The organism is Pseudomonas sp. TSRC2-2, assembly GCF_049897785.1.
In the GTDB taxonomy this organism is placed as follows: Bacteria; Pseudomonadota; Gammaproteobacteria; order Pseudomonadales; family Pseudomonadaceae; genus Aquipseudomonas.
Window position 1 is genome coordinate 99860 of sequence record NZ_JAFCWZ010000014.1, and the last position, 24023, is coordinate 123882.

Sequence of the window (24023 nt, forward strand, 5' to 3'; positions counted from 1 at the left end):
CTATCAAGAACAAAAGCCCGGACAGCTTTCGCGGTCCGGGCTTCCAAGGTCAAAAGATCGCAGCCTGGGGCAGCTCCTACGATTATCTGTAGGAGCTGCCCCAGGCTGCGATCTTTTGCTGTTAGCGGTTAAACCGCGCCACCAACGAATACTGCGTGTTGGCCGTCTTCGTCAGCTCTTCACTCAACAACGCCGAGTTTTGCGCCTGCTCGGACGTCTGATCAGCCAACTCCGAAATGTTGCTGATGTTGCGGCTGATCTCTTCAGCCACCGCACTTTGCTCTTCGGTCGCGGCGGCGATCTGGGTGGTCATGTCGGTGATGTTGGCCACTGCTTCGCTGATGCCGACCAGAGCCTGATCCGCCTCTAGTACCCGAGCCACGCCTTCTTCAGCCTGGCGATGCCCGGCTTCCATGGTTTGCACGGCGCTGGAGGCGGTCTGTTGCAGCTTGGCGATCAGGGCGTGAATCTGCCCGGTCGATTCGCTGGTGCGTTGTGCCAATTGACGGACTTCGTCGGCCACTACGGCAAAACCACGGCCCATTTCACCGGCACGGGCCGCTTCGATGGCGGCGTTGAGGGCGAGCAGGTTGGTCTGGTCGGCGATGCCTTTGATCACGTCGACCACGCCGCCGATTTCGTCGCTGTCCTTGGCCAGTTGCGTCACGGTCAGGCCGGTTTCGCCGACGACGACCGACAGGCGCTGAATGGCTTCGCGGGTTTCACCTGCGATGTCGCGGCCGCGACCGGTGAGGCGGTTGGCCTCCTGGGTGGCGTCAGCGGTGCGTTGCACGTGGCTGGCGACTTCCTGGGTGGTGGCGGCCATCTGGTTGACGGCGGTGGCGACCTGTTCGGTTTCCACGCGCTGGCGTTCCAGACCGGTCGAGCTGTTGTGCGCGAGGGCATCGGACTGCTTGGCCTGATCGGTCAAGTGTTCGGCGGTATCCTGCAGGCGGGTCAGGCAGGTTTTCAAGCGGGCTTCCTGGCTGAGGATCGACATCTCCAGACGTGCCTGCGCGCCCCGACTGTCGGTGTACATCTGCGCGATCAGCGGGTCGGAGGTGGTCTGCTCGGCCAGGCGCAGCAGGCGCTTGAGCCCGCGTTGCTGCCATTGCAGGCCCATCAGGCCTAGCGGCACCGACAGCGCGGCGGCGAGGGCAAAGCCCCATTGCGAGGTCAGCGTCGCGCCAATCATGAAGCTCAATTGGCTGACCAGAATGAACGGCAGCCAGTCCTGCAGGATCGGCAGCCATTTATCGGTGGATGGAATCGCCGACTTGCCCTGATTGATGCGTTGGTAGAGCGCTTCGGCGCGGCGGATCTGTTCGGCGGTGGGCTTGACGCGCACCGACTCGTAACCGATCACCTGGCTGCCATCAAACACCGGTGTGACATAGGCGTTCACCCAATAATGGTCACCGGACTTGCAGCGATTCTTGACGATGCCCATCCATGGCAAGCCTTGTTTCAGCGTGCCCCACATGTGCGCGAACACCGCCGACGGCACGTCTGGATGGCGAACCAGATTGTGCGGCGCACGGATCAGTTCATCCCGCGAAAACCCGCTGATTTCGACGAAATCGTCGTTGCAGTAGGTGATCACGCCCTTGGCATCGGTGGTGGAAATCAACCGTTGCTGAGCTGGAAAGGTCCGCTCGCGTTGTGTGATGGGCTGGTTGTTACGCATGGTTTTTCAATCCGCAAGGCTTTGAAAGGTTGTCGGCGCTGACAGGTTTTTATTGAAGTTTTTTTTCAGATTTAAGTACGCCGTCGCAAAACGGCGCTTGCGTCAATTGGCCAGCATCGGATAGGTGAACAGGCCGAAGTGCAGCAGGTTCAAGCCCAAATGCGTGGCGATCGCTGCGCCCAGGCCGCCGAAACGGTAGGCCAGACCATAGCCGACCCCGGCCAGTCCCGCCAGTAACACCCAGGTCCAGCCGGCGCCGGCATGCGCCATGCCAAACAGCAGCGAAGCCAACAGCAGCGCGAGGTTGTCGCCATATGGCAGGTGCTTGAAGCGATGGCTGAGTCCGCCCTGTATATAGCCGCGAAAGAGCGCTTCCTCGACCAGCGTCACCAGCAGCAGATTGTTCAGCACCCACAGCCAGGCCTGATCCGGCCACTTCGGCGCCCAGGTGATCACACCGAGCAACAGCGCGCCGCCGAGGGCGAGTGCCGCGCATAACGTCAGCGCGAGGGCGGTGGCATAAACAGTCAGGCGCAACGAACGCCGCGCAACAATCCACGGGCAGACCAGCAGCAGCCAGAAGCCCACCAGCGGCTTGTCGAGGTTGAGGTGCATCGCGAACGGCACGGCGTCGTCAGTAAGACGTTGCGGGTTGATTACGCGGCCATTGGCAAAACCCGGCAGCCAATGCAGCGCCAGCGCCACGGCCAAAACAATGAACAGGCCATGGCCGAGCCAGCGCGCGACCGGCACCTGTTGCTGGCGCACGGCGAACGCGGCGAACAGCAACAGCCCCACGGAGATCAATGCCAGCCAACCAAGTTGGCCGTAGCTCAGGGCCAATCCGTAGCCGAGGCTGAGCAGCGCGAGATAAAGCCAGGGCAGCGCCTTCATCCAAAGTCCTTGTGCGAGATTTCTGGAAGGGGCTTTCTACACGGGCGAGGGAGGTGGGACAAGTGAAGGTGTGGCGAAAAAACCGGGACAACGCAACGCTCGATAGTCATATACAGAACCCAATGTGGAAGCGGGCTTGCTCGCGAACGGGGTGTCACCGATACAGAATAGGTGACTGACACAGCGCATTCGCGAGCAAGCCCGCTCCCACATTGGATCATTTCACGCAGAAATCGCTGGGCGTTCGGTATCAGCGCAGGCCCAGCTTGGCCGCCGCGCGCTCGGTAATCTCCGTGCGCAACGTCAGCGAAGGCGCCGCGCGCAGCCGTGCTTCATCGACCACTGCACTCGGTGCCACGTCCGGGCTGCCGGCATTGAACGGCGGGGCCGGCGCATATTCCAGTTGCAACTGCACCAGTTGCGCCGTGTCGGCATCGACCAGTTCCGCCGCCAGCACCAAGGCGAAATCGATTCCGGCGGTGATCCCGCCACCGGTAAAAAGATTGCCATCACGCACCACCCGATCCTTCACCGCAATTGCCCCCAGCGTCGGCAGCAACTCGTGATAAGCCCAATGCGTAGTCGCGTGTTTGCCCTTCAGCAGACCCGCCGCGCCGAGCACCAGCGAGCCGGTACACACCGAGGTCACGTAACGTGCCTGGGCGGCCTGGCGTTTGATGAAGTCCAGCGTCTGCTGGTCTTCCATCAGCGGCCCGACGCCGCCACCGCCGGGCACGCAAATCACGTCCAGATTCGGGCAATCGTCGAAGGTTGTGGTCGGTTTGAGCAGCAAACCCGTGCTGGACGTCACCGGCATCAGGTCCTTCCAGACCAGATGCACCTGCACGCCGGGCAACGAGGCGAGCACGTCGTAAGGGCCGGTCAGGTCGAGTTGCTGAACCTGCGGGAATAATAGAAAACCGATCTGCAGCGTCATCGTTCTGGCTCCGTTGAAAGAAGTGGACGACTGCACTGTAGGCGCGTAGGTTCTGGCGCATACGCCAATCACCCCACGAATTACGCCAAATGCCCAAAGCCATTCACGTCCTCGCGTTTGCCAACATGCAGATTCTCGATGTCACCGGGCCGTTGCAGGTGTTCGCCTCGGCCAACGATCTTGCGCGCCAGCGCGGCATGCCGACGCCCTATGCGCCGAGCGTGATCGCCAGCGGCGGCGGGGCGGTGATGTCATCGGCGGGGTTGGCGGTGCTGGCCGAACCGTTGCCACAAACGCCCAGCGACACGTTGATCATCGCTGGCGGCTGGGGCATTTATCCCGCCGCCGAAGACCAGCAATTGGTCGACTGGGTGCGCCAGCACGGCATTCATTGCCGTCGCGTGGCTTCGGTGTGCACCGGGGCCTTTTTGCTCGCCGCCAGCGGCTGGCTCGATGGCCGCCGCGTGGTCACCCACTGGACGCGCTGCGAGCAACTGGCTGCGCAACATCCCAATCTGCACGTGGAAGCCAATCCGATTTTCATCAACGACGGCCCGGTGTGGACCTCGGCCGGCGTCACGGCAGGCATCGATCTGGCGTTGGCCATGGTCGAAGAAGACCTCGGTCGCGACATCGCCCTCGACGTCGCCCGGCACTTGGTCGTCTTCCTGAAACGCCCGGGCGGGCAGTCGCAATTCAGCGTGACGCTGTCGCTGCAACAACAAGGCAACCGCTTCGATGAACTCCACGCCTGGATCGCCGAAAACCTGACCTGCGACCTCGGCATCCCCACCCTCGCCGAACAGGCCGGCATGAGCGAACGCAGCTTCATCCGCCACTACCGCGCCGACACCGGCCAGACCCCGGCGCGGGCGATCGAATTGATCCGCGTGGAAACCGCCCGGCGACTGCTCAGCGACACCGGCCTGCCGGTCAAACGCATCGCCGCCAATTGCGGTTTCGGCAGTGAAGAGACGCTGCGGCGCAGTTTTCTGCGAGCCATTGGCGTGACGCCGCAGGCTTATCGGGAGCGGTTTTCGGTCAGCGTTGCAGCAGATTCAACACCTTCAGGGGCAAGTCCCGCTGCGACACCAACCAAGGCATCCGCAGAGCGACGATCAATCCGCGCTTCGTGATAGAAACCGCTGCTTTGAAACTCCTGATGTAAATCGACCATTTCTGCCTCTCCTTAAGCCTCAACTTCCGCCACCTGATTGAAATACTTGGTCCGGTCCGGCGTAAACGTCACCTTCATCTTCGTCCGCGAGCACGTCAAAGAACGCTCCTGCGCCAGCTCAATGTCCAGATCCTCACCGCGCAAGCCTTGCCACTGCGCCAGGTATTTCAGCGAGCCGTACTTCTCGTTTTTCTTCAGGCTGCGACTGACGCCACCCTTCCAGCCCAGCACTGGCAATTCACCGGCCAGGCAGCGCTGGGCCAGTTCGGGAAAGCGTTCGGCGCGCTGGCGGCCGATTTCCCAGCATTTGATCAGGCCCTTGTCGGCGCCTTCCCAGAGCTGGGTGCGGGTCAGCCCGGTGCGAAGGGGGGAGGCGATGCTGCGCTGGACGTGGTGAGGCATTCCGTTTCCTTGAATTCGGGGTGGTTGGACAGCTCCGCTGTGCCCGTTGCGTTGGATGGTAGGTGTGGATGTAACGGCTGGCAACAAGGTATTTCGGGGTGTAAGCGCACGTTGCGGGAAGCGTTTCAACGTGACGTGAGTGGTTTTTGCAGGCGCGGTTTTTACACAGACTGTCGTCAGACGTAACCGCTGCGCAGGTTTGACGGCGGGCACGGGCCTGAGCCAGTTGTCTGGCGTAAGGCCCGTTGTTGAAAAATACCTCTGGATCAGGGATCGGTCTGACAAGCGCTGGCGAAAAAGCAGTCAGCGCTATGGCTGCCAGGAACTCTTCTCGCCACTCAACTTGCGATCAAGAAAGCTCGCCGCACTGATCAACGCCAGATGCGTCAGGGCTTGCGGCGTGTTGCCCAGGTGGCGGCCATGGCTGTCGAACTCTTCGGCGTACAGCCCCAGCGGGTTGGCATATCGCAGCAATTGTTCAAACTCCAGATGGGCTTTTTCCACCTGCCCGGCCCGGGCCAGGCATTCGACGTACCAGAACGAGCAGGCGGCAAACGCGCCTTCCGTGCCTGTGAGGCCATCGATGTTGGCGTCGTCGTTGCGGTAGCGATAGACCATGCCGTCGCGCACAAGGGTTTTTTCGATGGCTTCGAGGGTCGACAGCCAGCGCGGATCCTTGGCGCTGACGAAGCGCACCAGTGGCATCAGCAGCATCGAGCCGTCCAGCGCGGTGCCGCCTTTGTACTGGACGAAATGGCCGCGTTCTTCGTCCCAGAAGTTGTCCCAGATGTCGGTGTAGATGGCTTGGCGGGTCTGATCCCAACGGGCAAACGGTGCCGGCAGCGAACGCTTGGAGGCCAGACGGATTGCGCGGTCCAGGGCAACCCAGCACATCAGCCGTGAGTGCAGGAAGTGATGAGTCTCGCCGCGCATTTCCCAGATGCCGACATCTTCGCTCTGCCAGGCCTCACAGACCTGATCGACCACTTCGCCGACGTGCCGCCAGCCTTCATGGGAAATCGCGTCACCGTATTTGTTGACCAGATACACCGCGTCCATCAGCTCGCCGAAGATGTCGAGCTGGACTTGCTCATAAGCGCCGTTGCCGATGCGCACCGGCTGCGCGCCGCCGTGGCCGGCCAGATGCGTCAGCTCGGTTTCCGGCAACTCCTGTTGGCCATCGATGGCATAGAGGATGTTGAGTTTCATCGGTTTGCCACAGCAATCGCTGACCCGCCCGCGCAGCCACTGCATGTAGTGGTTGGCCTCGTCGACGAAGCCCAGACGCATGAACGCATACACGGTGAACGACGCGTCGCGGATCCATGTGTAGCGATAATCCCAATTGCGCTCGCCGCCGGGGGTCTCCGGCAGGCCGAAAGTAGCGGCGGCGAGAATCGCGCCCTGGCGGCGCGAGGTCAGCAGTTTCAGGGCGAGGGCTGAGCGATTGACCATTTCCCGCCAGCGCCCGCGATAGTTGGATTGGCCGAGCCAGCCGCGCCAGAATTTCAAAGTGCGCTGCATGCACAGCTCGGCGGCGCCTTCGGCAAAACGCGGGTCGTCGCTGCCGCCGAGCATGAACGCGGCGGTTTCATTGTGCTTGAGGGTGAACTGCGCGACGGCCGCTTGTGCGTCGATTTGCAGTGCCTGATCAGAGGAAAGGCGAATCGACGGCTGGCCGGCAGCACTGAACGTTACGTCTCGCTCGTCCATCTCTGCCCGGGTTTGCGCGCGGCCATAATCGTGGCGCACCGCGCAGCGCAGATTGAATGTCGCCGAACCGCTGACGACCCGCACCCGGCGCATCAGCAGGGGCAAGGCGTCGACGTCGTCACCGATGGGCAACAGATCGGTGATTTCCACCACCGCGTGTTCGCTCAGCCAGCGGGTTTGCAAGACATTGGTGTCGGGCAGATAAATCTGTTCGCGGCGCGCATCCGGCAGGTCCGGCGCGAGTTGGAAAATGCCTGCGTCAGGGGTGTCCAGCAGCGAGCAGAAAATCGTCGGGCTGTCGAACTCCGGCCAGCAGAAAAAATCCACGCTGCCCTTGTCATTGACCAGCGCGGCGCTGCGCATGTCGCCGATGATGCCATGTGCATCAATGGCGCTTTGTTGTTCGATTTCAGGCTCAGCCATTGCCGCGAAACTCCGGATAGAGGCTCATCCCGCCATCGATGAACAGGGTGGTGCCGACGATGTAGTCGGACAGGTCGGAAGCGAGGAACACCACCGCATTGGCAACGTCCTCGACATCGCCAATACGGCCGTAGGGAATCAGTTCGAGGAGTTTTTCGCCGGCCGCGCCTGCGGTGGCTTCAGCGTTGATCGCGGTGCTGATCGCACCGGGCGCGATGCTGTTGATGCGGATGCGCTGGTGGCTGACTTCCTGGGCGAGGCTCTGCATCAACTGATCGACGCCACCCTTGGAGGCGGCGTAATTGACATGCCCGGCCCATGGGATGCGCTGGTGCACCGAGCTCATGTGAATGATCTTGCCTGCCGCGCGCGATACGCCTGCGCGCACGCCCTGACGCTGGAAGATCCGCAACGCTGCCCGCGCGCAGAGAAACTGCCCGGTGAGGTTGACGCCGATCACCTTGTTCCAGTCATCGAGCGTCATGTCCACGGCGGCGGCGTCTTTTTGCAGCCCCGAATTGGCCACCAGAATGTCCAGCGAACCGAAGGCGTCGACGGTCTTGGCGAACAGCCGCTCGACCTCGTCTTCTTTCGAAACATCGGCACCAATGGCGAGGGCCTTGCCGCCCTCGGCGTTGATTTGCGCGGCCAGCGCTTCAGCGGGTCTGGCGCTGCTGTTGTAGTTGATCACGACCGCAGCGCCGGCGGCGGCCAATGCTTTGGCGGCGGCATGGCCGATGCCGGAGCTGGCGCCGGTGACGAGGGCTACTTGTCGGGCGAGGGAGATCTGCATGAATGTCTGGGCCTCGAATGGTGGGCATAGACAGCTGACTGGTTGCGGGCCATGAGAGTTCATTCGGTGCAGAAAGCGGCGGTGATGCCGGCCCCTTCGCGAGCAAGCTCGCTCCCACAGGGGACTGCATTTCGCCTGTGCGAGCGAAGGGGCCTTCACAGACGGCTAACAATTGTGCGCTTCCACGGCATTCAAGCCTGTGGCAACTTGGCCGCCCCTGATGAGGCTGCAATCGATGGCAAACCCCTACCGCGAATTGTTCACCGCCCCCGGCGCCCGTGCTTTTGTGCTGGCCGGGATGCTGGCGCGCATGCCGATTTCGATGACCGGCATCGGCCTGATCACCATGCTCGCGCAGTTGAACGGCGGTTATGCCCTGGCGGGTGCGGTGGCGGCGACGTTCGCTCTGGCCACGGCGTTTTGCGCGCCGCAGGTGTCGCGGTTGGTGGACCGTTATGGGCAGGGGCGGGTGCTGCCAGTCGCAGCGCTGACTGGTGGCGGCGGGTTGTTGATGCTCTTGTTGTGCACGCGCTTGCAGGCGCCGCACTGGACGCTGTTCGTGTTCGCCGCGCTGGCCGGGTGCATGCCGAGCATGTCGGCGATGGTGCGTGCGCGCTGGACCGAAATCTACCGTGGCCAGCCGCAATTGCAGACCGCATATGCACTGGAGTCGGTGCTCGACGAGGTGTGTTTTATCGTCGGGCCGCCGCTGTCGGTGGGCTTGTCGGTCGCGGTGTTTCCCGAGGCCGGGCCGTTGGCGGCGTTGTTGGCACTGGCCATCGGTGTGACGGCGTTTGTCGCCCAGCGCAGCACCGAGCCGCCCGTGCACGCGCAGGAGTCGCAGCATAAGGGCTCGATCATTCGCTCCACCGACGTGCAATGGCTGCTGGCGCTGATGCTGGCGATGGGCGTGATCGTAGGGGTGATCGACGTGGTCAGCGTCGCCTTTGCCCAGCAGCAGGGCCAGCCTGCGGCGGCGAGTATTGTCTTGTCGGTGTACGCGATCGGCTCATGCCTGGCCGGCATCGCCTTCGGTGCGATGCGTTCGAAACTGCCGCTGCCGCGCCTGTTTCTCTACGGCGGTGTGGCGACGGCGGTGACCACGCTGCCGCTGCTTTTGGCTAGCAATATTCTCGGCTTGTCGGTGGCGGTATTCATCGCCGGGCTGTTCTTCTCTCCGACGCTGATCGTCGCGATGGCGTTGATCGAACGCATCGTGCCACCAGCCAAACTGACCGAAGGCCTGACCTGGCTGGTGACCGGGCTGAGCATCGGTGTGGCGATCGGCGCCGCCGGCTCCGGCGCGTTGGTCGATGCCTTTGGCGCACGTAGCGGGTTCTGGCTGGCAATCGCGGCGGGGGCGGTGGTGCTGGTTTCAGCGTTTCAAAGTTTCCGTCACTTGAAATAACAATCCTGTTGTAGGAGCTGACGAGTGCAACGAGGCTGCGATCTTTTGACTTTGACTTTGACTTTGGATTTTGAAGATCAAGATCGAGATCAAAAGATCGCAGCCTCGTTGCACTCGTCAGCTCCTACGCGGGATTGGGTTACCAGCCTCGGCCAGAGTTGACCCAGAAATTGACTGATAACGAGGTCGACACAGACTCCACTTGATGAAACCAGCCCTCCGGCAAGAACAGCAGATCCCCAGCCTCCAGCGTCACCTGCAAAAAAGTCACCTCCCGCGCAGCCGGGAAACGTTCATAGTCCGGCGCGTCCGGGTTGAAGTCGCAGCCATCCAGGCCGCCCTTGGGCGCAGTCGACCAGGTGCCCAGTGCTTCGCGATGATGCGGCGCGGCGAGCGTGAATTTTTTCTGCCCCCAGACCTGGGCGAAGAGGTTGTCGGTGTCATCGCGGTGCAATGGCGTCAGCGTGCCTTTGGGGCCGATCCAGATGCGCGGCGGGATGAACAGCGAGGTGTCGAAGTAGGGCGGGTACTGAATCTGTTGCAGCAACTGCGCCGGCAGAATGTTGTTGCCCATGTACGCCGGCGGCTCGCCGTCCGCCGCTTTGATCGCCGGGCTGTCCAGCGAAGCGATGAAATCGGCCATTGAGGTCGAGCGGAAATCACGTTCGGTCGAAAACGTCTTCTTCACGTAATCGCCATGGCGGGTGATGCCCTGCAGTTCGGCGAAATGCACCAGCGACTCCTCGCGGCTCAGGCTGAACAACGGCCAGTCATGCAGGGCATTGCGGATCACCAGTGGAATGCCGTTGGGCAGATAGCGGGTTTCGAATTCGTGCCGGCTCAACTCGGCGCGCGCCCGGCGTTCGATGCTGGTCTGGCGAGGCAGCGCGGCAGTGAGCTTTTCGCTGAAGCGCGGCGGCGTCGGATAGCGTTTGTTCATATCGACCTTTTCCACCGTGCCGCCACCCTGGCGGGCGTGGTCGATAATCTGCGGCAGCATCGTCGCCAGGCCCATGTTGCCGCCGATCTTCAGGCGGCCGCTGGCGAACAGTTCCTCGACATTGACCACGCCGGCCATGATCCCGAGAAAGTCTTTTTCTGCGACTTCGATGGTCACGTCCGGGCTTGGGTGGCGCCCGGCTTCCGTGTGCTGGCTGGTCTGGACGTCATACCAGTACGCCTGCTGCGCGCTGAAAATGAACTGGAAAACGCCCTCGATGCCGACCGCGCCGGCGTTGACGAACAACTTGCCCAGAATGCTCTGCAGGTCCACGGTGATGCCCTCGCGATTGTTGTTTTTTTCCTGAACAGGCAACGAGCCGCGGCCGGGGGAATTTAGCGGCCGGGCGACTAATTTGTCCGGCCAGTGATCCGTCTTTCTTGCAGACACATTTTTCAAGGAAAGCGCGGTGACCAAGCTGACATTGCTGTGCCTGCCCTATTCGGGCGCCAGCGCCATGGTTTACAGCCGCTGGCGGCGCCAACTGCCGACCTGGCTGCAATTGCAACCGGTGGAACTGCCCGGGCGTGGCGCGCGGTTCGATGAACCCCTGCAAACCGACATGCGTGCACTGGCGCGACAACTGGCGCGCGAGCACAAACCGGGGCTGCAAGGTCCTTATGCGCTGTTCGGGCATAGCCTCGGCGCGTTGCTCGCCTGCGAAATGGCCCATGCCTTGCGCGAGCTCGGCGTGCCCGAGCCGCTGGCGCTGTTCGCCTCCGGCACCGCCGCACCGTCCATGCGCAGCGACTACGACCGCGGCTTTGCCGAACCGCGCAGTGATGAAGAACTCATCGAACAGCTGCGCACCTTTCAGGGCACCCGCGAAGAAGTCCTCGCCAATAAAGAGCTGATGAGCCTGACGCTGCCGGTGCTGCGCGCCGACTTCATGATGTGCGGACGTTTCACGCCTGCCGAACGGCCTCTGCTCAATTGCCCGGTGCACGTGCTCGGTGGCAAGGAAGACCGCGCCACCACCGAACAACTGATCGGCTGGAGCAAAGAGACCCTGGGCAGTTTCTCGGTGGACATGATGACCGGCGGGCACTTCTTCATTCATGAGCATGAAGCGCGGGTCATTCGCACGATCAAGACGCATCTGGAAGTGCATCACCGGCGCCATGCGCAGGCCGCGCAACCGGCGTTCTGAAACGCGACTTATCTATCACGCATATTCAGGAGGCCAGTCATGGCTGTTGCTCTGGGATTTTCCGTACGGCCGCTGCTGCCGGAGCGCGGGCGCTTGCCGCTGTTGGTCGAGGCGAGCGATGCCGACACCGATCTGTTGGCGGTATTGGACGAATTGCAGGAGTTGGTCGACGAGCATCTGCTGCGTGACGGCGGTGTGCTGTTTCGCGGTTTTCGCCTCGATGGCGCCGAGCAGTTTCGCCAGTTTGCCGCGAGTTTCGGCCATCCATTGCTGAACTACGAGTTCGGCTCGACGCCGCGTACCAACGTCACCCAAGGGGTGTACACCTCCACCGAATACCCGGCGCACCAGAGCATTCCACTGCACAACGAGCAGGCCTATTCCCGCGACTGGCCGATGAAGATCTGGTTCTACAGCATGATAGCCGCCAGGTCGGGAGGCGAAACGCCGATTGCCGACAGCCGCGAAGTCTACCGACGCATTCCCGTGGCGATTCGCGAGCGTTTTGTCAGTAAAGGCCTGATGTATGTGCGCAACTTCGGCAATGGTCTGGATGTGGCCTGGGAAGACGTGTTCAACACCGAGGACCGCGAGGTCGTCGAGGCCTACTGCAACGCTCACGGCATTGTCTGCGAGTGGAAGGACGACGGTGAGCTGCGCACGCGCCAGACCTGTCAGGCAGTGGCAGTGCACCCGGTCACGGGCGATCACGTCTGGTTCAATCAGGCGCACCTGTTTCACATCTCCAACCTGCCAGCGGACGTCCGCGAAAGCCTGCTTGACATCGTCGATGAAGAAGACCTGCCGCGTAACGTCTACTACGGCGACGGCTCGCCGATCGAAGATGAAGTGCTGGCGCAGATTCGCGCGGTGCTCGACGATTGTGCGATCAGTTTCCCCTGGCAGGAGGGCGATGTGCTGATGCTCGACAACATGCTCTCGGCCCACGCGCGCTCGCCGTTCGAAGGGCCGCGCAAAGTCATCGTGGCGATGGCCGAGGGGCATTCGCAGGACGTGCGCTGAGCGCTTCGCAACTGTTCAACTCAAATGCCGAAGCCGGACGTGTACCCGGCTTCGGCATTTGTCTGTCTGGCCTTTGTACCGTCGGGCCGCGATTGCCGCTGGCGCGCTAAATCGTCGCGCGGGCCATTCGTTCTTGTTGATACGACCGGGTCTCCAGGTCACGCCGCCGATCAGCAAGGACTCCACGCATGAATGCCGCAGACGCACAGAAACTAGCCCGCCGCTTTATCGAATTGCCCCAGGACAAACGCCGTTTGTTCCTCGCCGGCATGGCCCGCGAAGGCATCGATTTTGCGCAGTTGCCCATGACCGCCTGCGCCGGCATCGCCGAGCGTGACGGCCTGTCTTACGCACAGCAGCGCATGTGGTTTCTCTGGCAATTGGAGCCGACCAGCCCAGCCTACAACCTGCCGATGGCCGTGCGTCTGGAGGGCGATCTGCACGTCGCGGCACTGGAGCAGGCCTTCAGCCGTTTGGCGGCGCGCCACGAATGTTTGCGCACCACCTTCGGCCAGGACGGCGAGCGTGCCTTCCAGCGCGTGGCCGAACCTCAGTCCCTGAAACTGCCCGTAACTGATTTGAGCGAGTTGCCCGAAGCCCAGCGCTGGCCGCTCGCGCAGCAGCACATGATGGCCGAGGCGACCCAGGCTTTCGATTTGCAGAACGGCCCGCTGCTGAGCCTGCGGCTGTTGCGCCTGGCCGCGCAGGAACATGTGCTGCTGCTGACCTTGCATCACATCATCGCCGACGGCTGGTCGATGAACATTCTGATCGACGAGTTCATGCGCACCTACGACGCACTGGTCGCCGGGCGCGAACCGACATTGGCGCCGCTGACCGTGCACTATCGCGACTACGCGCTGTGGCAGCGCAGTTGGCTGGAAGCCGGTGAGCGCGAGCGGCAACTGGACTACTGGCGCGCGCAACTGGGTGACGACCATCCGGTGCTGGAATTGCCCACTGATCGCGCCTACCCGGCGCACTCCAGCCATCAGGGAGCACGCCTGGAAACGGTGATCGATGCAGCCCTGCGTGAAGAGCTGAAAAACCTTGCCCAGCGCCAGGGCGTGACCTTGTTCGTGGTGCTGTTGGCGGCGTTCAAGACCCTGTTGCACCGCTACAGCGGCCAGACCGATATTCGTGTCGGCGGACTGATCGCCAATCGCACCCGCAGTGAAACCGAAGGCCTGATAGGCTTCTTCGTCAACACGCAAATCCTGCGCAGCGCGGTCACTGCGCAAACGCCATTCGCCGAGCTGTTGCAGAACCTGCGCCGGGCCGCCCTCGGCGCCCAGGCCCATCAGGAACTGCCCTTTGACGCCCTGATCGAAGCCCTGCAACCGGCGCGCAGCCAGAGCCACAACCCGCTGTTTCAGGTGATGTTCAACCACCAGCCGCTGGTCACCGATTTGCACCAGGCGCAACTCGCTTCAGGCTTGCGCGTGGGCTATCTGAGCGAAGAACAGCTGGCCGGCAGCGATCGGCAACACGCGGCCACCAGTGATTTGATGCTCGACACCCGCGAGGAGGGCGAGCAACTGTTCGCCGCGTTCACCTACGCCACCGATATTTTCGACGCCGCGACCATCGCCGCGCTGGCCGGGCATTGGCGCAACATTCTGCAGTCGGTGTGCCGCGACCCGCAGCAGTTTATCGGCGAGGTGGCGATGCTCGCCGAAAACGATCGCCACGCGTTGATCCACGCCACCGCGCCAGCGCCTCGTTTCACCAGCGTGCAAAGCCTGTTCGAAGCGCAAGTCGTGCGGACTGCGCAAGCCCCGGCGGTGCTGTTGGCCACTGCACCTGCGCCGGCATTGAGCTACGGCGAACTCAACAGCCGCAGCAATCGCTTGGCCCATCAGTTGCGCGCACAGGGTGTCGGCCCGGACGTGCTGGTCGGCGTCGCGCTGGGGCGTTCGCTGGAGCTGGCGGTGGCGTTGCTGGCGGTACTCAAGGCCGGCGGTGCCTATGTGCCGCTCGATCCGCAGACCCCGGCCGAACGCTTGCGCCATGTGCTCGATGACAGCGGTCTGAAACTGTTGCTCAGCGACCGGCAAAGCCTCGCCAGCCTGCCGCCGCTCGACGGCATCGAATGCCTGTGTCTGGAGCAATTGCCCGACAGCGCGCAGAGCGACAATCTGCCGGTCACGGTCGAAGCCGACAACCTCGCTTATGTGATTTACACCTCCGGTTCCACCGGGCGGCCGAAAGGTGTGGCGGTCAGTCATGGCGCACTGAGCGAGTTCATCGCCCGCGCTATCGATTACAGCGATCTGCGCGAAGGCGATCGGGTTCTGCAATTCGCCACCAGCAGTTTCGACGGTTTCGTCGAGCAGTTTTTCCCGCCGCTGTGCCATGGCGCCAGCGTGGTCATGCGCGATGCGCCGTTGTGGGACAGCGCGACACTACAGCAGGTCATCGTCGATCAGGGCATCACTTTGGCCGACCTGCCGGCGGCCTACTGGTATTGGCTGGTGCAGGAATACGCGGCGAAACCGCCGGCCAGTTTCGGCGCGCTGCGGCAGATTCACGTTGGCGGTGAAGCCATGGCCGTGGACGGCTTGCGCTTGTGGCAACAGGCCGGGCTCGGTCATGTGCGCCTGCTCAACACCTACGGCCCGACCGAGGCGACGGTGGTCTCGACAATTCATGACTGCACCGCGCTGACCGCGCAGAACGTGTCGTGGCGCGGCATGCCGATCGGCAAGGGGCTGGCGGCGCGGCGCTTGTACGTGCTCGACGATGATCTGAACCTGCTGCCGCAAGGCGCGGTGGGCGAGTTGTACATCGGTGGGCCGGGGCTGGCGCGCGGTTATCAGCGTCAGCCGAGCCTCAGCGCCGAGCGGTTCATTGCCGACCCGTTCGCCGACGGCCAGCGCCTGTACCGCACCGGCGACCGTGCGCGGCTGCGCGGCGATGGCGCGCTGGAGTATGTCGGCCGGGTCGATCACCAAGTGAAGATTCGCGGCTTCCGCATTGAACTGGGCGAGATCGAAGCGCGCCTGCAGCAGTGTCCGGGCGTTCGCGAAGCGGTGGTGCTGGCGGTGCCGTTCGCCGGCGGTGCGCAACTGGTCGCCTACGTGGTGACGGAGCCTGCGGTGCTTGCCAGCGCGGCGACGCAAACGGCGTTCCGTCAGCAGACCCGCGCTGCGCTGCAAGCCAGCCTGCCGGACTACATGGTGCCGGGGCATCTGCTGTTGCTGGCGAACCTGCCGCTGACGGCGAGTGGCAAGCTCGACCGCAAAGCCTTGCCAGCGCCGGATCCGGCGCAGTTGCAGGGCGATTACCGCGCCCCGCAATCGCCGGCCGAGCAGTGTCTGGCGCAGGTCTGGGCTGAGGTGCTGCAGGTGCCGCGTGTGGGCCTGGACGATCACTTTTTCGAACTGGGCGGCCATTCGTTGTTGGCCGCGCAGGTGATCGCGCGGGTCAAGGAGCAGTTGGGCGTGGTGCTGCCGCTGCGCAGTCTGTTCGAGAAACCGCTGCTGGCGGATCTCGCCGAGGTACTCGCGCAACTGGCCGAGGCGAGCGGCGACGACGACTGGTCCGACATGGATCAGTTCATGAATGCTTTGCAAGGAGAAGAAGTATGAGCGGCACGATGGCGGAACGTATTGCAAAAAGGTTCGTCGGCCTGCCGCTGGAACAGCGTCGGCTGTTTCTCGCCAAATTGCGCGAGGAGGGCAAGGATTTCAGCCTGTTGCCGCTGCCGGTCAGCCGCCACGACTGCGCGCAGATCCCTTTGTCGTTCGCCCAACAGCGCCTGCTGTTTCTATGGCAGCTCGAACCGCACAGCGCCGCGTACAACATGGCCGCTGGCTTGCGTCTCAAAGGCCGGCTGGATGAGTCGGCCCTGAGCCGCTCGTTCGATCATCTGCTGGCGCGCCATGAAGTGTTGCGCACGGTGTTTCACACTGACGGCGATCAAGCGCATCAGCTGATTCTCGAGCAGCAAAGTATTGCGCTGGAACGCTTCGACCTGACCGGCACCGCCGCGCAAGAGCGTGAGCAAGTGCTCGCGCAACAAGTACAAAACGTCACCGCGCAACCGTTCGATCTGCGCCACGGCCCGTTGCTGCGCGCCAGCCTGTTTGCTTTGGCTGACGATGAGTTCGTGCTGGTGGTGAGCATGCACCACATCGTCTCCGACGGCTGGTCGATGGACGTCATGGTCAGGGAGTTCGTGCAGTGCTATCAGGCGTTCAGCCTGCAGCGCGAACCGCAATTGCCGGCGCTGCCATTGCAGTACGCCGACTATGCGATCTGGCAGCGACGCTGGCTGGAGGCCGGCGAGGGTGAGCGCCAGCTCGACTACTGGCGTCAGCAGTTGGGCGACGAGCATCCGCTGCTGGAAGTGGCGCCGGATTTTGCCCGACCACTGACCCAGAGCTTCGCCGGGCAGACCCTGAGCTTCGATTTCGGCACCGACCTGTCGCATCAGCTCAACGCCTTCGCCCGTAGCCAGGGCATCAGCCTGTTCATGCTGGTGCTGGCCGGGTTCTCGCTGTTCCTCTCGCGTCTGGCCGGCGAGCGCGACATTCGTGTCGGCGTGCCGAATGCCAACCGTGGCCGCGCCGAAGTCGAGGGGCTGATCGGTTTCTTCGTCAACACCCAAGTGCTGCGTTGCCAGGTCGATGAGCGCGGCAGTTTCGCCGATTTGCTGGCGCAGGTGCGTGAAGCAGCGTTCGGCGCACAGGCCCATCAGGAGTTACCGTTCGAGCAGTTGGTCGATGAGTTGGTCGCCGAACGCACGCTAGGCCACAACCCGTTGTTTCAGGCCAAGTTCAACCAGAACGTCGGCATGCAGAAACAGCGCTCCATGGCCTTGCCCGGCCTGACCGTCAGCGAATACCCGCTGGCCAAGGACGGCACGCACTTCGATCTGGCCCTGGACATCACTGACGACGGCGCGCTGATCCACGGCCAGATGACCTACGCCAGCGATCTCTATCAGGCAGACACCGTCGCCGGTTTCGTGCCGATGTTGCTCGACCTGTTTGCGTATTTGCTCAAGGACCCGCAGGCGCCACTGCACACGGTCGCCACGCCACGGCCCGCTGCGCTTTCAATCCAGCGCGAACCGGCGTTGACGGTGTTGCAACACTGGGCGCGGGAAGTGGCGCGGCAGCCAGAAACGCTGGCCGCTCGTGATCTACAGCAGACAATCACTTTCCAGACGCTGGATCAGGAGGCCAATCGTCTCGCCCATTATTTGCGAGCGCAGGGCGTCAATGTCGGCGACCCGGTGGCGGTGCTGCTGGAACGTTCGCTGGACTGGCTGACTTGCCTGCTGGCGATTCTCAAGGCTGGCGCGGTGTACATGCCGCTCGACGTCAAGGCGCCGAGCGCACGACTGGAGCAGATGCTCGGCGCTGCGCAGGCCCGCGTGCTGATCGGTGCTGCAGGCGATGCGCGGCTCAGCGAACGGGCGGTCGAGGGCTGTCAGGGGCTGGAGTTTGCGCCGGCGCAATGGCAATCGCTGCCGGCGTCCGCACCTGAGCTGACGTTGTTTGCGCACTCACCGGCCTACCTGATTCACACCTCCGGTTCCACCGGGCAGCCCAAGGGCGTGCTGGTCAGCCACGGCGCGCTGGGCAGTTACGTGCGCGGCGTACTCGAACGTCTGGCGCCGGCGCCCGAGGCGAGCATGGCGCTGGTCTCGACCATCGCCGCCGACCTTGGCTTCACCGTGCTGTTCGGCGCGTTGTGCTCGGGCCGACTGCTGCATGTGCTGCCGGAAGAACTCGGTTTCGACCCGGACCGCTTTGCCCAATACATGGCCCGCCATCGCGTCGGCGTGCTGAAAATCGTCCCCGGGCATCTTGCCGCGCTGCTGCAGGCGGCCAAGCCTGCCGACGTGCTGCCGGGACACGCACTGATCGTCGGCGGCGAAGCCTGTTCGCCGGCGCTGGTCGAGCGCGTGCAGCAACTGAAGCCGGGCTGCCGCCTGATCAACCACTACGGGCCGAGCGAAACTACTGTGGGTGTGCTGACCCATGAGGTCGAAGCGCTTGCCGCGCAAGCACGCAGCGTTCCGGTCGGCACGGCACTGGCCGGTGCTCACGTCTATGTGCTCGACGATGTGCTCAACCCGGTGGTCGATCAGGTTGCCGGTGAGCTGTACATCGGTGGCGACAGCGTTGCCCTTGGCTATCTGAACCAGCCGGGGCTCACCGCCGAGCGCTTCCTGCCCGACCCGTTCGGCGCAGCGGGCGCGCGGGTCTACCGCAGCGGCGACCGGGTTCGGCGCAATCGCGAGCAGGCGCTGGAATTCATCGGTCGTGCCGACGATCAGGTCAAAGTGCGCGGCTACCGCGTCGAGCCTGCGGAAGTTGCGCGGGTGTTGCTCGGCCTCGACGGCGTCAGCGAAGCCGCCGTGCTCGCGCTGCCAGTGGATGACGATCCGGCGCGCCTGCAACTGCTGGCGTGGTGCGTGCCGGCAGTGGGCACGAAGGTGCAGGCGCAGGATTTGCGCGAACAGTTGCAGGCGCGTCTGCCGGATTACATGGTGCCGGCGCAGTTGCTGTTGCTGGAAAAGCTTCCGCTGACCGCCAACGGCAAGCTCGACAAGCGTGCGCTGCCAGTGCCCGGCGTGGTCAGCCAGCAGTTCGTCGCGCCGGTCGGTGAGATCGAGGAAAAACTGGCGGCGATCTGGGCAGAGGTGCTCAAGCTCGAAAGGGTCGGCAGCAGCGATAACTTCTTTGAATTGGGCGGCGACTCGATCCTCAGCTTGCAGATCATCGCCCGGGCCAAGCGCCAGGGGATCAAGCTGAGCCCCAAGCAGCTGTTCGAAAAACAGACCATCGGCCAACTGGCTGCTGTGGCCAAACTGATCGACGCCAAACCGGCTGCCATCGCCGCACCGGCGGCACGCGGGCCGTTGCCGTTGCTGCCGATTCAGGTGCGGTTCTTCGAGACGCCGATTGCCCAGCGCCAGCACTGGAACCAGTCGGTGATGCTGCAACCGACCCTGGCGCTGGACGCCGCGCATCTGCGCACGGCGCTGGCGGCACTGGTCGAACAGCACGAGGCATTGGCGCTGAGCTTCGTGCAGTCGGGGGATAGCTGGCAGGCACTGCCGCAGGCCCAGCCTGATGCCGAACTGCTCTGGGTGCGCGAGCTGGACAGTCTCGATGCCTTGCCCGCGCTGGCCGACGCGGCGCAGCGCAGCCTGGATCTGCAACGCGGGCATCTGCTGCGCGCAGTGCTGGTCAATCTGCCAAATGCCGAGCAGCGTTTGTTGCTGGTCATCCATCACCTGGTGGTCGACGGCGTGTCGTGGCGCATTCTGCTGGAAGACTTGCAGCAGGCTTACCACGCATGGGCGGCGGGGACGGCGCCGGTGTTGCCAGGCCAGAGCAGTTCGCTGCACAACTGGGCCGAGCAGTTGCATCGTTATGCGCAGAGTGAAGCGCTGGCCGGGGAACGCGATTATTGGCGCCAGACCCTGGCGGCGGCTGACGCGGCACTGCCACGGGATTTTGCCGAGGACAGCCAGACCCGCGCCCAGGCTGCTCGCGCCAGTACGCGCCTGAGCCCGGCACTCACCGACAAACTGTTGAAAGTCGCCCCGGCGGCGTATCGCACGCAGATCAACGATCTGTTGCTGACCGCGCTGGCGCGGGTGCTGTGCGACTGGAGTGAGCAGCCTTCGGTGTTGATCCAGCTCGAAGGCCACGGTCGTGAAGACCTGTTCGACGACGTCGACCTGAGCCGCACGGTCGGCTGGTTCAGCAGCCTGTTCCCGGTGCGTCTGACCCCGCAGGCCAATCCCGCTGCATCGCTGTGCGCGATCAAGGAGCAACTGCGGGCGGTGCCGGGCAAAGGCATCGGTTATGGCGTGCTGCGTTACCTCACGGGTTGCACCGAGTTGCAGACGCTGGCGCAACCACGGGTGACCTTCAATTATCTCGGCCAGTTCGACGGCGCGTTCAGCGCCGAGCAAGGCGCGTTGTTCCTGCCAAGCACCGACAGCACCGGTGCCAATCAGGACGGGCAAGCGCCGCTGGGCAATTGGCTGAGCGTTGACGGACAGGTTCTCGGCGGTGAGCTGGAACTGACCTGGTCCTTCGGCATCGGCATGTACCGCGCCGAGACCATCGAGGCGCTGGCCGAGGCTTATCGCCGCGAGCTGGAACGCTTGATCGAACATTGCTGCGAGAACGGCGTCGGTGGCGTGACGCCTTCGGATTTCAACCTCGCCAACCTGACTCAGGCGCAGCTGTCGGCGCTGCCGATGGCGCCGCGTGACATCGTCGATCTGTACCCGCTGTCGCCGATGCAGCAAGGCATTCTTTTCCACAGCCGCAACGAGCCGGACAGCCCGGCCTACACCAATCAGCTGCGCGTCGATGTCGAGCAGCTCGACGCCGAGCGCTTCCGCCAGGCCTGGCAGCAGACCCTCGACGCTCACGATATTTTGCGTACCGCGTTCGTCTGGCCGCAGGATGCCGTCGCGCCGGTACAGGTGGTGCGCAGCCGTGTGCAGATGCCTTGGCAGGTGCAGGACTGGCGCGGTCGCGATGGGCTCGACGCCGCACTCGGGCAACTGGCGGCGGAGGATCTGCACAACGGTTTCGATCTGCTCGAGGCGCCGCTGTTGCGCGTGACGCTGGTGCGCACCGATGAGTCCACTCATCACCTGATCTACACCTGCCATCACATCCTCATGGACGGCTGGAGCACCTCGCAGTTGTTCGGCGAAGTGCTCCAGCGTTACGCCGGCATCGTGCCGAGCGCAGGGCAGGGGCGTTATCGCGATTACATCGAATGGCTCGGGCAGCGTGATCAGCAGGCCAGTCGACAGTTCTGGCGCACGGCGCTGGCGGACCTTGAACAGCCGACGCGACTGGCCAGCGCCATGCCGGTCAGACACGCGGGCAGCGGCTATGCCGATCACGAGCAGGTGTTCAGCGAACAGCTGACGGCCAATCTCAACCGCTTCGCCCGCGAGCAGAAAGTCACGCTCAACACGCTGGTGCAAGCGGCGTGGCTGCTGCTGTTGCAGCGCTACACCGGACAGGATCACGTGGCATTCGGCGCGACGGTCGCCGGGCGGCCGACCGACTTGCCGGGCGTCGAGCAGCAGATCGGCCTGTTCATCAACACCTTGCCGGTCGTGGCAGCGCCGTCGGCCGAAGTCATTGTCAGCCAATGGCTGCAGCAGGTGCAGGCTCTCAACCTGGCCTTGCGCGAGCACGAACACACGCCGCTGTATGACATTCAGCGCTGGGCCGGTACGGGCGCCGGGGCGTTGTTCGACAGCATTCTGGTGTTCGAGAACTATCCGATGGCCGAAGCGCTCGCGCAGGGCCCGCAGACGGGTCTGACGTTCTCGGCGATCCGCCGTCAGGAGCAGACCAACTATCCGCTGACGCTGGTGGCGGTCACTGGCCGCGAGCTGAGACTTGGCGTGAGTTACGATCAGGCCAGTTTCGACGCTCAAGCGATCAGCGCGCTGAGTGGGCAACTGCAAGGCCTGCTCGAGCAGTTCCTCGCCGACGCCACGCAGCCGCTGGGCGCGCTGCAACTGCTCGCCGAGCCACAACGGCAACAAGCGATCAAGTGGGGCAAGGCGCCGGCGACCGCGCCGGATCAACGCACGGTATTGGCACACATTGCTGCGCAGGTGCAGCGTCAGCCGCAGGCGAACGCCGTACTGTTCGCTGAGCAATCCATCGATTACCAAAGCCTCGATACCCGGGCCAATCGTCTGGCGCACAAGCTGCAAGGCATGGGCGTCGGGCCGGAGGTGCGCGTTGGCCTGTGCATGCGCCGCACGCCGCAGATGCTGGTCGGCTTGCTGGCGATCCTCAAGGCCGGTGGCGCCTACGTGCCGCTGGACCCGGACTACCCGCAGGAGCGCTTGCTGCACATGCTCGATGACAGCCGCGCGGCGGTGCTGCTCACTGAACCGGCGGCGTTGGCGATGCTGCCCGAAACCTTGAGTGCGCAGGTGCTGCTGGTCGATGACAGTGTCGCCCGTGAATGCCCGGCCACTGCGCCGCTGGTAAACCTCGCGGCAGACAATCTGGCGTACGTGATCTACACCTCCGGCTCCACCGGCAAACCGAAAGGCGTAGCGATCAGCCACGGCAATCTGTCAGCGCTGATTCAATGGTCGGCGGATGTCTATCGCGAAGAGCAATTGCGCGGCGTGCTGGCTTCGACCTCAATCTGCTTCGATCTGTCGGTGTGGGAAATCTTCGTCACGCTGGCCTGCGGTGGCTGTCTGGTATTGGCGGACAACGCTCTGGCGCTGGCCGAGTTGCCGGCGCGCGATCAGGTCACGCTGATCAACACCGTGCCGTCGGCGATTGCCGCGTTGCAACGGGCCGGGCAGATTCCGGCTTCGGTCGGCACCATCAATCTGGCCGGCGAGCCGCTCAAGCAGAGTCTGGTCGACAGCCTCTATGCCAGCACTCAGGTGCAGCAGGTCTACGACCTCTACGGGCCTTCGGAGGACACCACTTATTCGACCTTCACCCTGCGCACGCCGCAGGGCCGGGCGAACATTGGCCGGCCGCTGGATAACACCGTGGCGTACCTGCTCGACAGTCAGTTGCAGGTGTTGCCCGAGGGCGTGGCGGCCGAGCTGTATCTGGCCGGCGCCGGGGTGACGCGCGGCTATCTGCGCCGCGCCGCGCTGACTGCCGAACGCTTTGTGCCCAATCCTTACGCAAGCAATGGCGAGCGCCTGTACCGCACCGGCGATCTGGTCCGCCAAGGCGATGACGGCAACATCGAATACATCGGTCGCGCCGACCATCAGGTGAAGATTCGCGGTTTCCGCATCGAACTCAGCGAGATCGAAGCGCGCCTGCTGGAACTCGACGATATTCGCGAGGCGGTGGTACTGGCGCAGAACGGCGCCGCTGGCAAACACCTGCATGCCTACCTCGTTGCCGCGCCGGACAGCGAGCGGTCGACGCTGACTGAGCGGGTGCGCAACGCGCTGGCCAGTCGCTTGCCGGCGCACATGGTGCCGGGGCACCTGCACCTGATCGACGCGATCGCGCTGACGCCCAACGGCAAGCTCGATCGCAAGGCGCTGATGGCCTTGGGCGAGAGCCCGGCGCAGGAGCAATACCAGGCGCCGCAAAGCGACCTGCAGCGGGAGGTCGCGACGATCTGGCAGGAGGTGCTGGAAGTCGAGCGGGTAGGGCTGGCGGACAATTTCTTCCAGCTCGGCGGCCATTCGTTGCTGGCGACGCTGGTGGTGAGCCGGGTGCAGGAACGTCTGGGCGACAAGGTGCCGCTCAAGGCGTTGTTCGAAACCGACACGCTCAAGGATTTCTGCGCGCGGATTGAAGCGCTGCGTGTCGAAATGTCGCCCGTTCAGGATGAATTGGCTAAATCACTGGAGGCCCTCAAACGTCTATCCCTCGATGATCTGGAAAAACTGATTTCTTGAGAGGGA

Annotated in this window: 12 protein-coding genes and 2 pseudogenes; 6 read left to right on the forward strand and 8 right to left on the reverse strand. The window is 63.5% G+C overall.

The genetic code is table 11. The features are described 5' to 3' along the window. Positions 1 to 121: 121 nt before the first annotated feature. The 3 genes from ACP7D9_RS25500 to inhA all read right to left on the reverse strand — a co-directional run bounded on the left by ACP7D9_RS25500 (position 122) and on the right by inhA (position 3518). On the reverse strand, positions 122 to 1687 hold the full coding sequence (locus ACP7D9_RS25500; protein ID WP_101157393.1) for a methyl-accepting chemotaxis protein: 1566 nt from the start codon (positions 1685 to 1687) through the stop codon (positions 122 to 124). A gap of 102 nt (positions 1688 to 1789) precedes the next feature. After that, on the reverse strand, positions 1790 to 2581 hold the full coding sequence (locus ACP7D9_RS25505; RefSeq protein WP_101157395.1) for a CPBP family intramembrane glutamic endopeptidase: 792 nt from the start codon (positions 2579 to 2581) through the stop codon (positions 1790 to 1792). 250 nt (positions 2582 to 2831) lie between these two features. Next, positions 2832 to 3518, reverse strand: coding sequence for an isonitrile hydratase (inhA, locus tag ACP7D9_RS25510; protein WP_101160136.1), 687 nt, complete (start codon positions 3516 to 3518; stop codon positions 2832 to 2834). A gap of 89 nt (positions 3519 to 3607) precedes the next feature. Here inhA and ACP7D9_RS25515 point away from each other — a divergent pair. Then, positions 3608 to 4576: pseudogene (locus ACP7D9_RS25515) on the forward strand (GlxA family transcriptional regulator); the annotation flags it as partial. Between the two features lie 5 nt (positions 4577 to 4581). Here the strand turns inward: ACP7D9_RS25515 and ACP7D9_RS25520 are convergent. The 4 genes and pseudogenes from ACP7D9_RS25520 to ACP7D9_RS25535 all read right to left on the reverse strand — a co-directional run. Then, positions 4582 to 4695: pseudogene (locus tag ACP7D9_RS25520) on the reverse strand (BRCT domain-containing protein); the annotation flags it as partial. A 12-nt stretch (positions 4696 to 4707) separates the two neighbouring features. Then, positions 4708 to 5097 (reverse strand): hypothetical protein, encoded by a 390-nt coding sequence (locus ACP7D9_RS25525; RefSeq protein WP_101160133.1) that lies wholly within the window; start codon positions 5095 to 5097, stop codon positions 4708 to 4710. Positions 5098 to 5406: 309 nt separating this feature from the next. Continuing rightward, positions 5407 to 7233: a glycoside hydrolase family 15 protein gene (locus tag ACP7D9_RS25530; RefSeq protein ID WP_426159969.1), complete on the reverse strand. Its 1827-nt coding sequence runs from the start codon at positions 7231 to 7233 to the stop codon at positions 5407 to 5409. Next, complete coding sequence (locus ACP7D9_RS25535; RefSeq protein WP_101160127.1) at positions 7226 to 8026, reverse strand: glucose 1-dehydrogenase; 801 nt, start codon at positions 8024 to 8026, stop codon at positions 7226 to 7228. Before ACP7D9_RS25535 ends, ACP7D9_RS25530 begins: the two co-directional genes overlap by 8 nt. A gap of 235 nt (positions 8027 to 8261) precedes the next feature. On the opposite strand from ACP7D9_RS25535, the gene ACP7D9_RS25540 reads away from it, so the two are divergent. Next, positions 8262 to 9434, forward strand: a complete 1173-nt coding sequence (locus ACP7D9_RS25540) for an MFS transporter (RefSeq protein WP_426159970.1) — start codon at positions 8262 to 8264, stop codon at positions 9432 to 9434. A 139-nt stretch (positions 9435 to 9573) separates the two neighbouring features. Here ACP7D9_RS25540 and ACP7D9_RS25545 read toward each other — a convergent pair whose 3' ends face one another. Beyond that, positions 9574 to 10707 carry a cupin-like domain-containing protein gene (locus ACP7D9_RS25545; protein WP_426160037.1) on the reverse strand — a complete coding sequence of 378 codons (1134 nt, stop codon included), beginning with the start codon at positions 10705 to 10707 and terminating at the stop codon, positions 9574 to 9576. A 136-nt stretch (positions 10708 to 10843) separates the two neighbouring features. On the opposite strand from ACP7D9_RS25545, the gene ACP7D9_RS25550 reads away from it, so the two are divergent. The 4 genes from ACP7D9_RS25550 (at position 10844) to ACP7D9_RS25565 (ending at position 24017) form a co-directional block, all read left to right on the forward strand. Then, positions 10844 to 11584, forward strand: a complete 741-nt coding sequence (locus ACP7D9_RS25550; RefSeq protein WP_101160121.1) for a thioesterase II family protein — start codon at positions 10844 to 10846, stop codon at positions 11582 to 11584. 39 nt (positions 11585 to 11623) lie between these two features. Next, a complete protein-coding gene (locus tag ACP7D9_RS25555; RefSeq protein WP_397479055.1) occupies positions 11624 to 12607 on the forward strand; it encodes a TauD/TfdA family dioxygenase in 984 nt (327 codons plus the stop codon). Between the two features lie 188 nt (positions 12608 to 12795). Further along, positions 12796 to 16197, forward strand: a complete 3402-nt coding sequence (locus ACP7D9_RS25560; RefSeq protein ID WP_426159971.1) for an amino acid adenylation domain-containing protein — start codon at positions 12796 to 12798, stop codon at positions 16195 to 16197. Continuing rightward, positions 16194 to 24017 carry an amino acid adenylation domain-containing protein gene (locus tag ACP7D9_RS25565; RefSeq protein ID WP_426159972.1) on the forward strand — a complete coding sequence of 2608 codons (7824 nt, stop codon included), beginning with the start codon at positions 16194 to 16196 and terminating at the stop codon, positions 24015 to 24017. Before ACP7D9_RS25560 ends, ACP7D9_RS25565 begins: the two co-directional genes overlap by 4 nt. Positions 24018 to 24023: the final 6 nt, after the last annotated feature.

Excerpts from the sequence above, each read along its gene's own strand:
- ACP7D9_RS25525 (WP_101160133.1), bottom strand. The coding sequence starts at position 5,097 with ATGCCTCACCACGTCCAGCGCAGCATCGCCTCCCCCCTTCGCACCGGG.
- ACP7D9_RS25560 (WP_426159971.1), top strand. The coding sequence starts at position 12,796 with ATGAATGCCGCAGACGCACAGAAACTAGCCCGCCGCTTTATCGAATTG.
- ACP7D9_RS25530 (WP_426159969.1), bottom strand. The coding sequence starts at position 7,233 with ATGGCTGAGCCTGAAATCGAACAACAAAGCGCCATTGATGCACATGGC.
- ACP7D9_RS25500 (WP_101157393.1), bottom strand. The coding sequence starts at position 1,687 with ATGCGTAACAACCAGCCCATCACACAACGCGAGCGGACCTTTCCAGCT.
- ACP7D9_RS25555 (WP_397479055.1), top strand. The coding sequence starts at position 11,624 with ATGGCTGTTGCTCTGGGATTTTCCGTACGGCCGCTGCTGCCGGAGCGC.
- ACP7D9_RS25540 (WP_426159970.1), top strand. The coding sequence starts at position 8,262 with ATGGCAAACCCCTACCGCGAATTGTTCACCGCCCCCGGCGCCCGTGCT.
- ACP7D9_RS25505 (WP_101157395.1), bottom strand. The coding sequence starts at position 2,581 with ATGAAGGCGCTGCCCTGGCTTTATCTCGCGCTGCTCAGCCTCGGCTAC.
- ACP7D9_RS25565 (WP_426159972.1), top strand. The coding sequence starts at position 16,194 with ATGAGCGGCACGATGGCGGAACGTATTGCAAAAAGGTTCGTCGGCCTG.
- inhA (WP_101160136.1), bottom strand. The coding sequence starts at position 3,518 with ATGACGCTGCAGATCGGTTTTCTATTATTCCCGCAGGTTCAGCAACTC.
- ACP7D9_RS25535 (WP_101160127.1), bottom strand. The coding sequence starts at position 8,026 with ATGCAGATCTCCCTCGCCCGACAAGTAGCCCTCGTCACCGGCGCCAGC.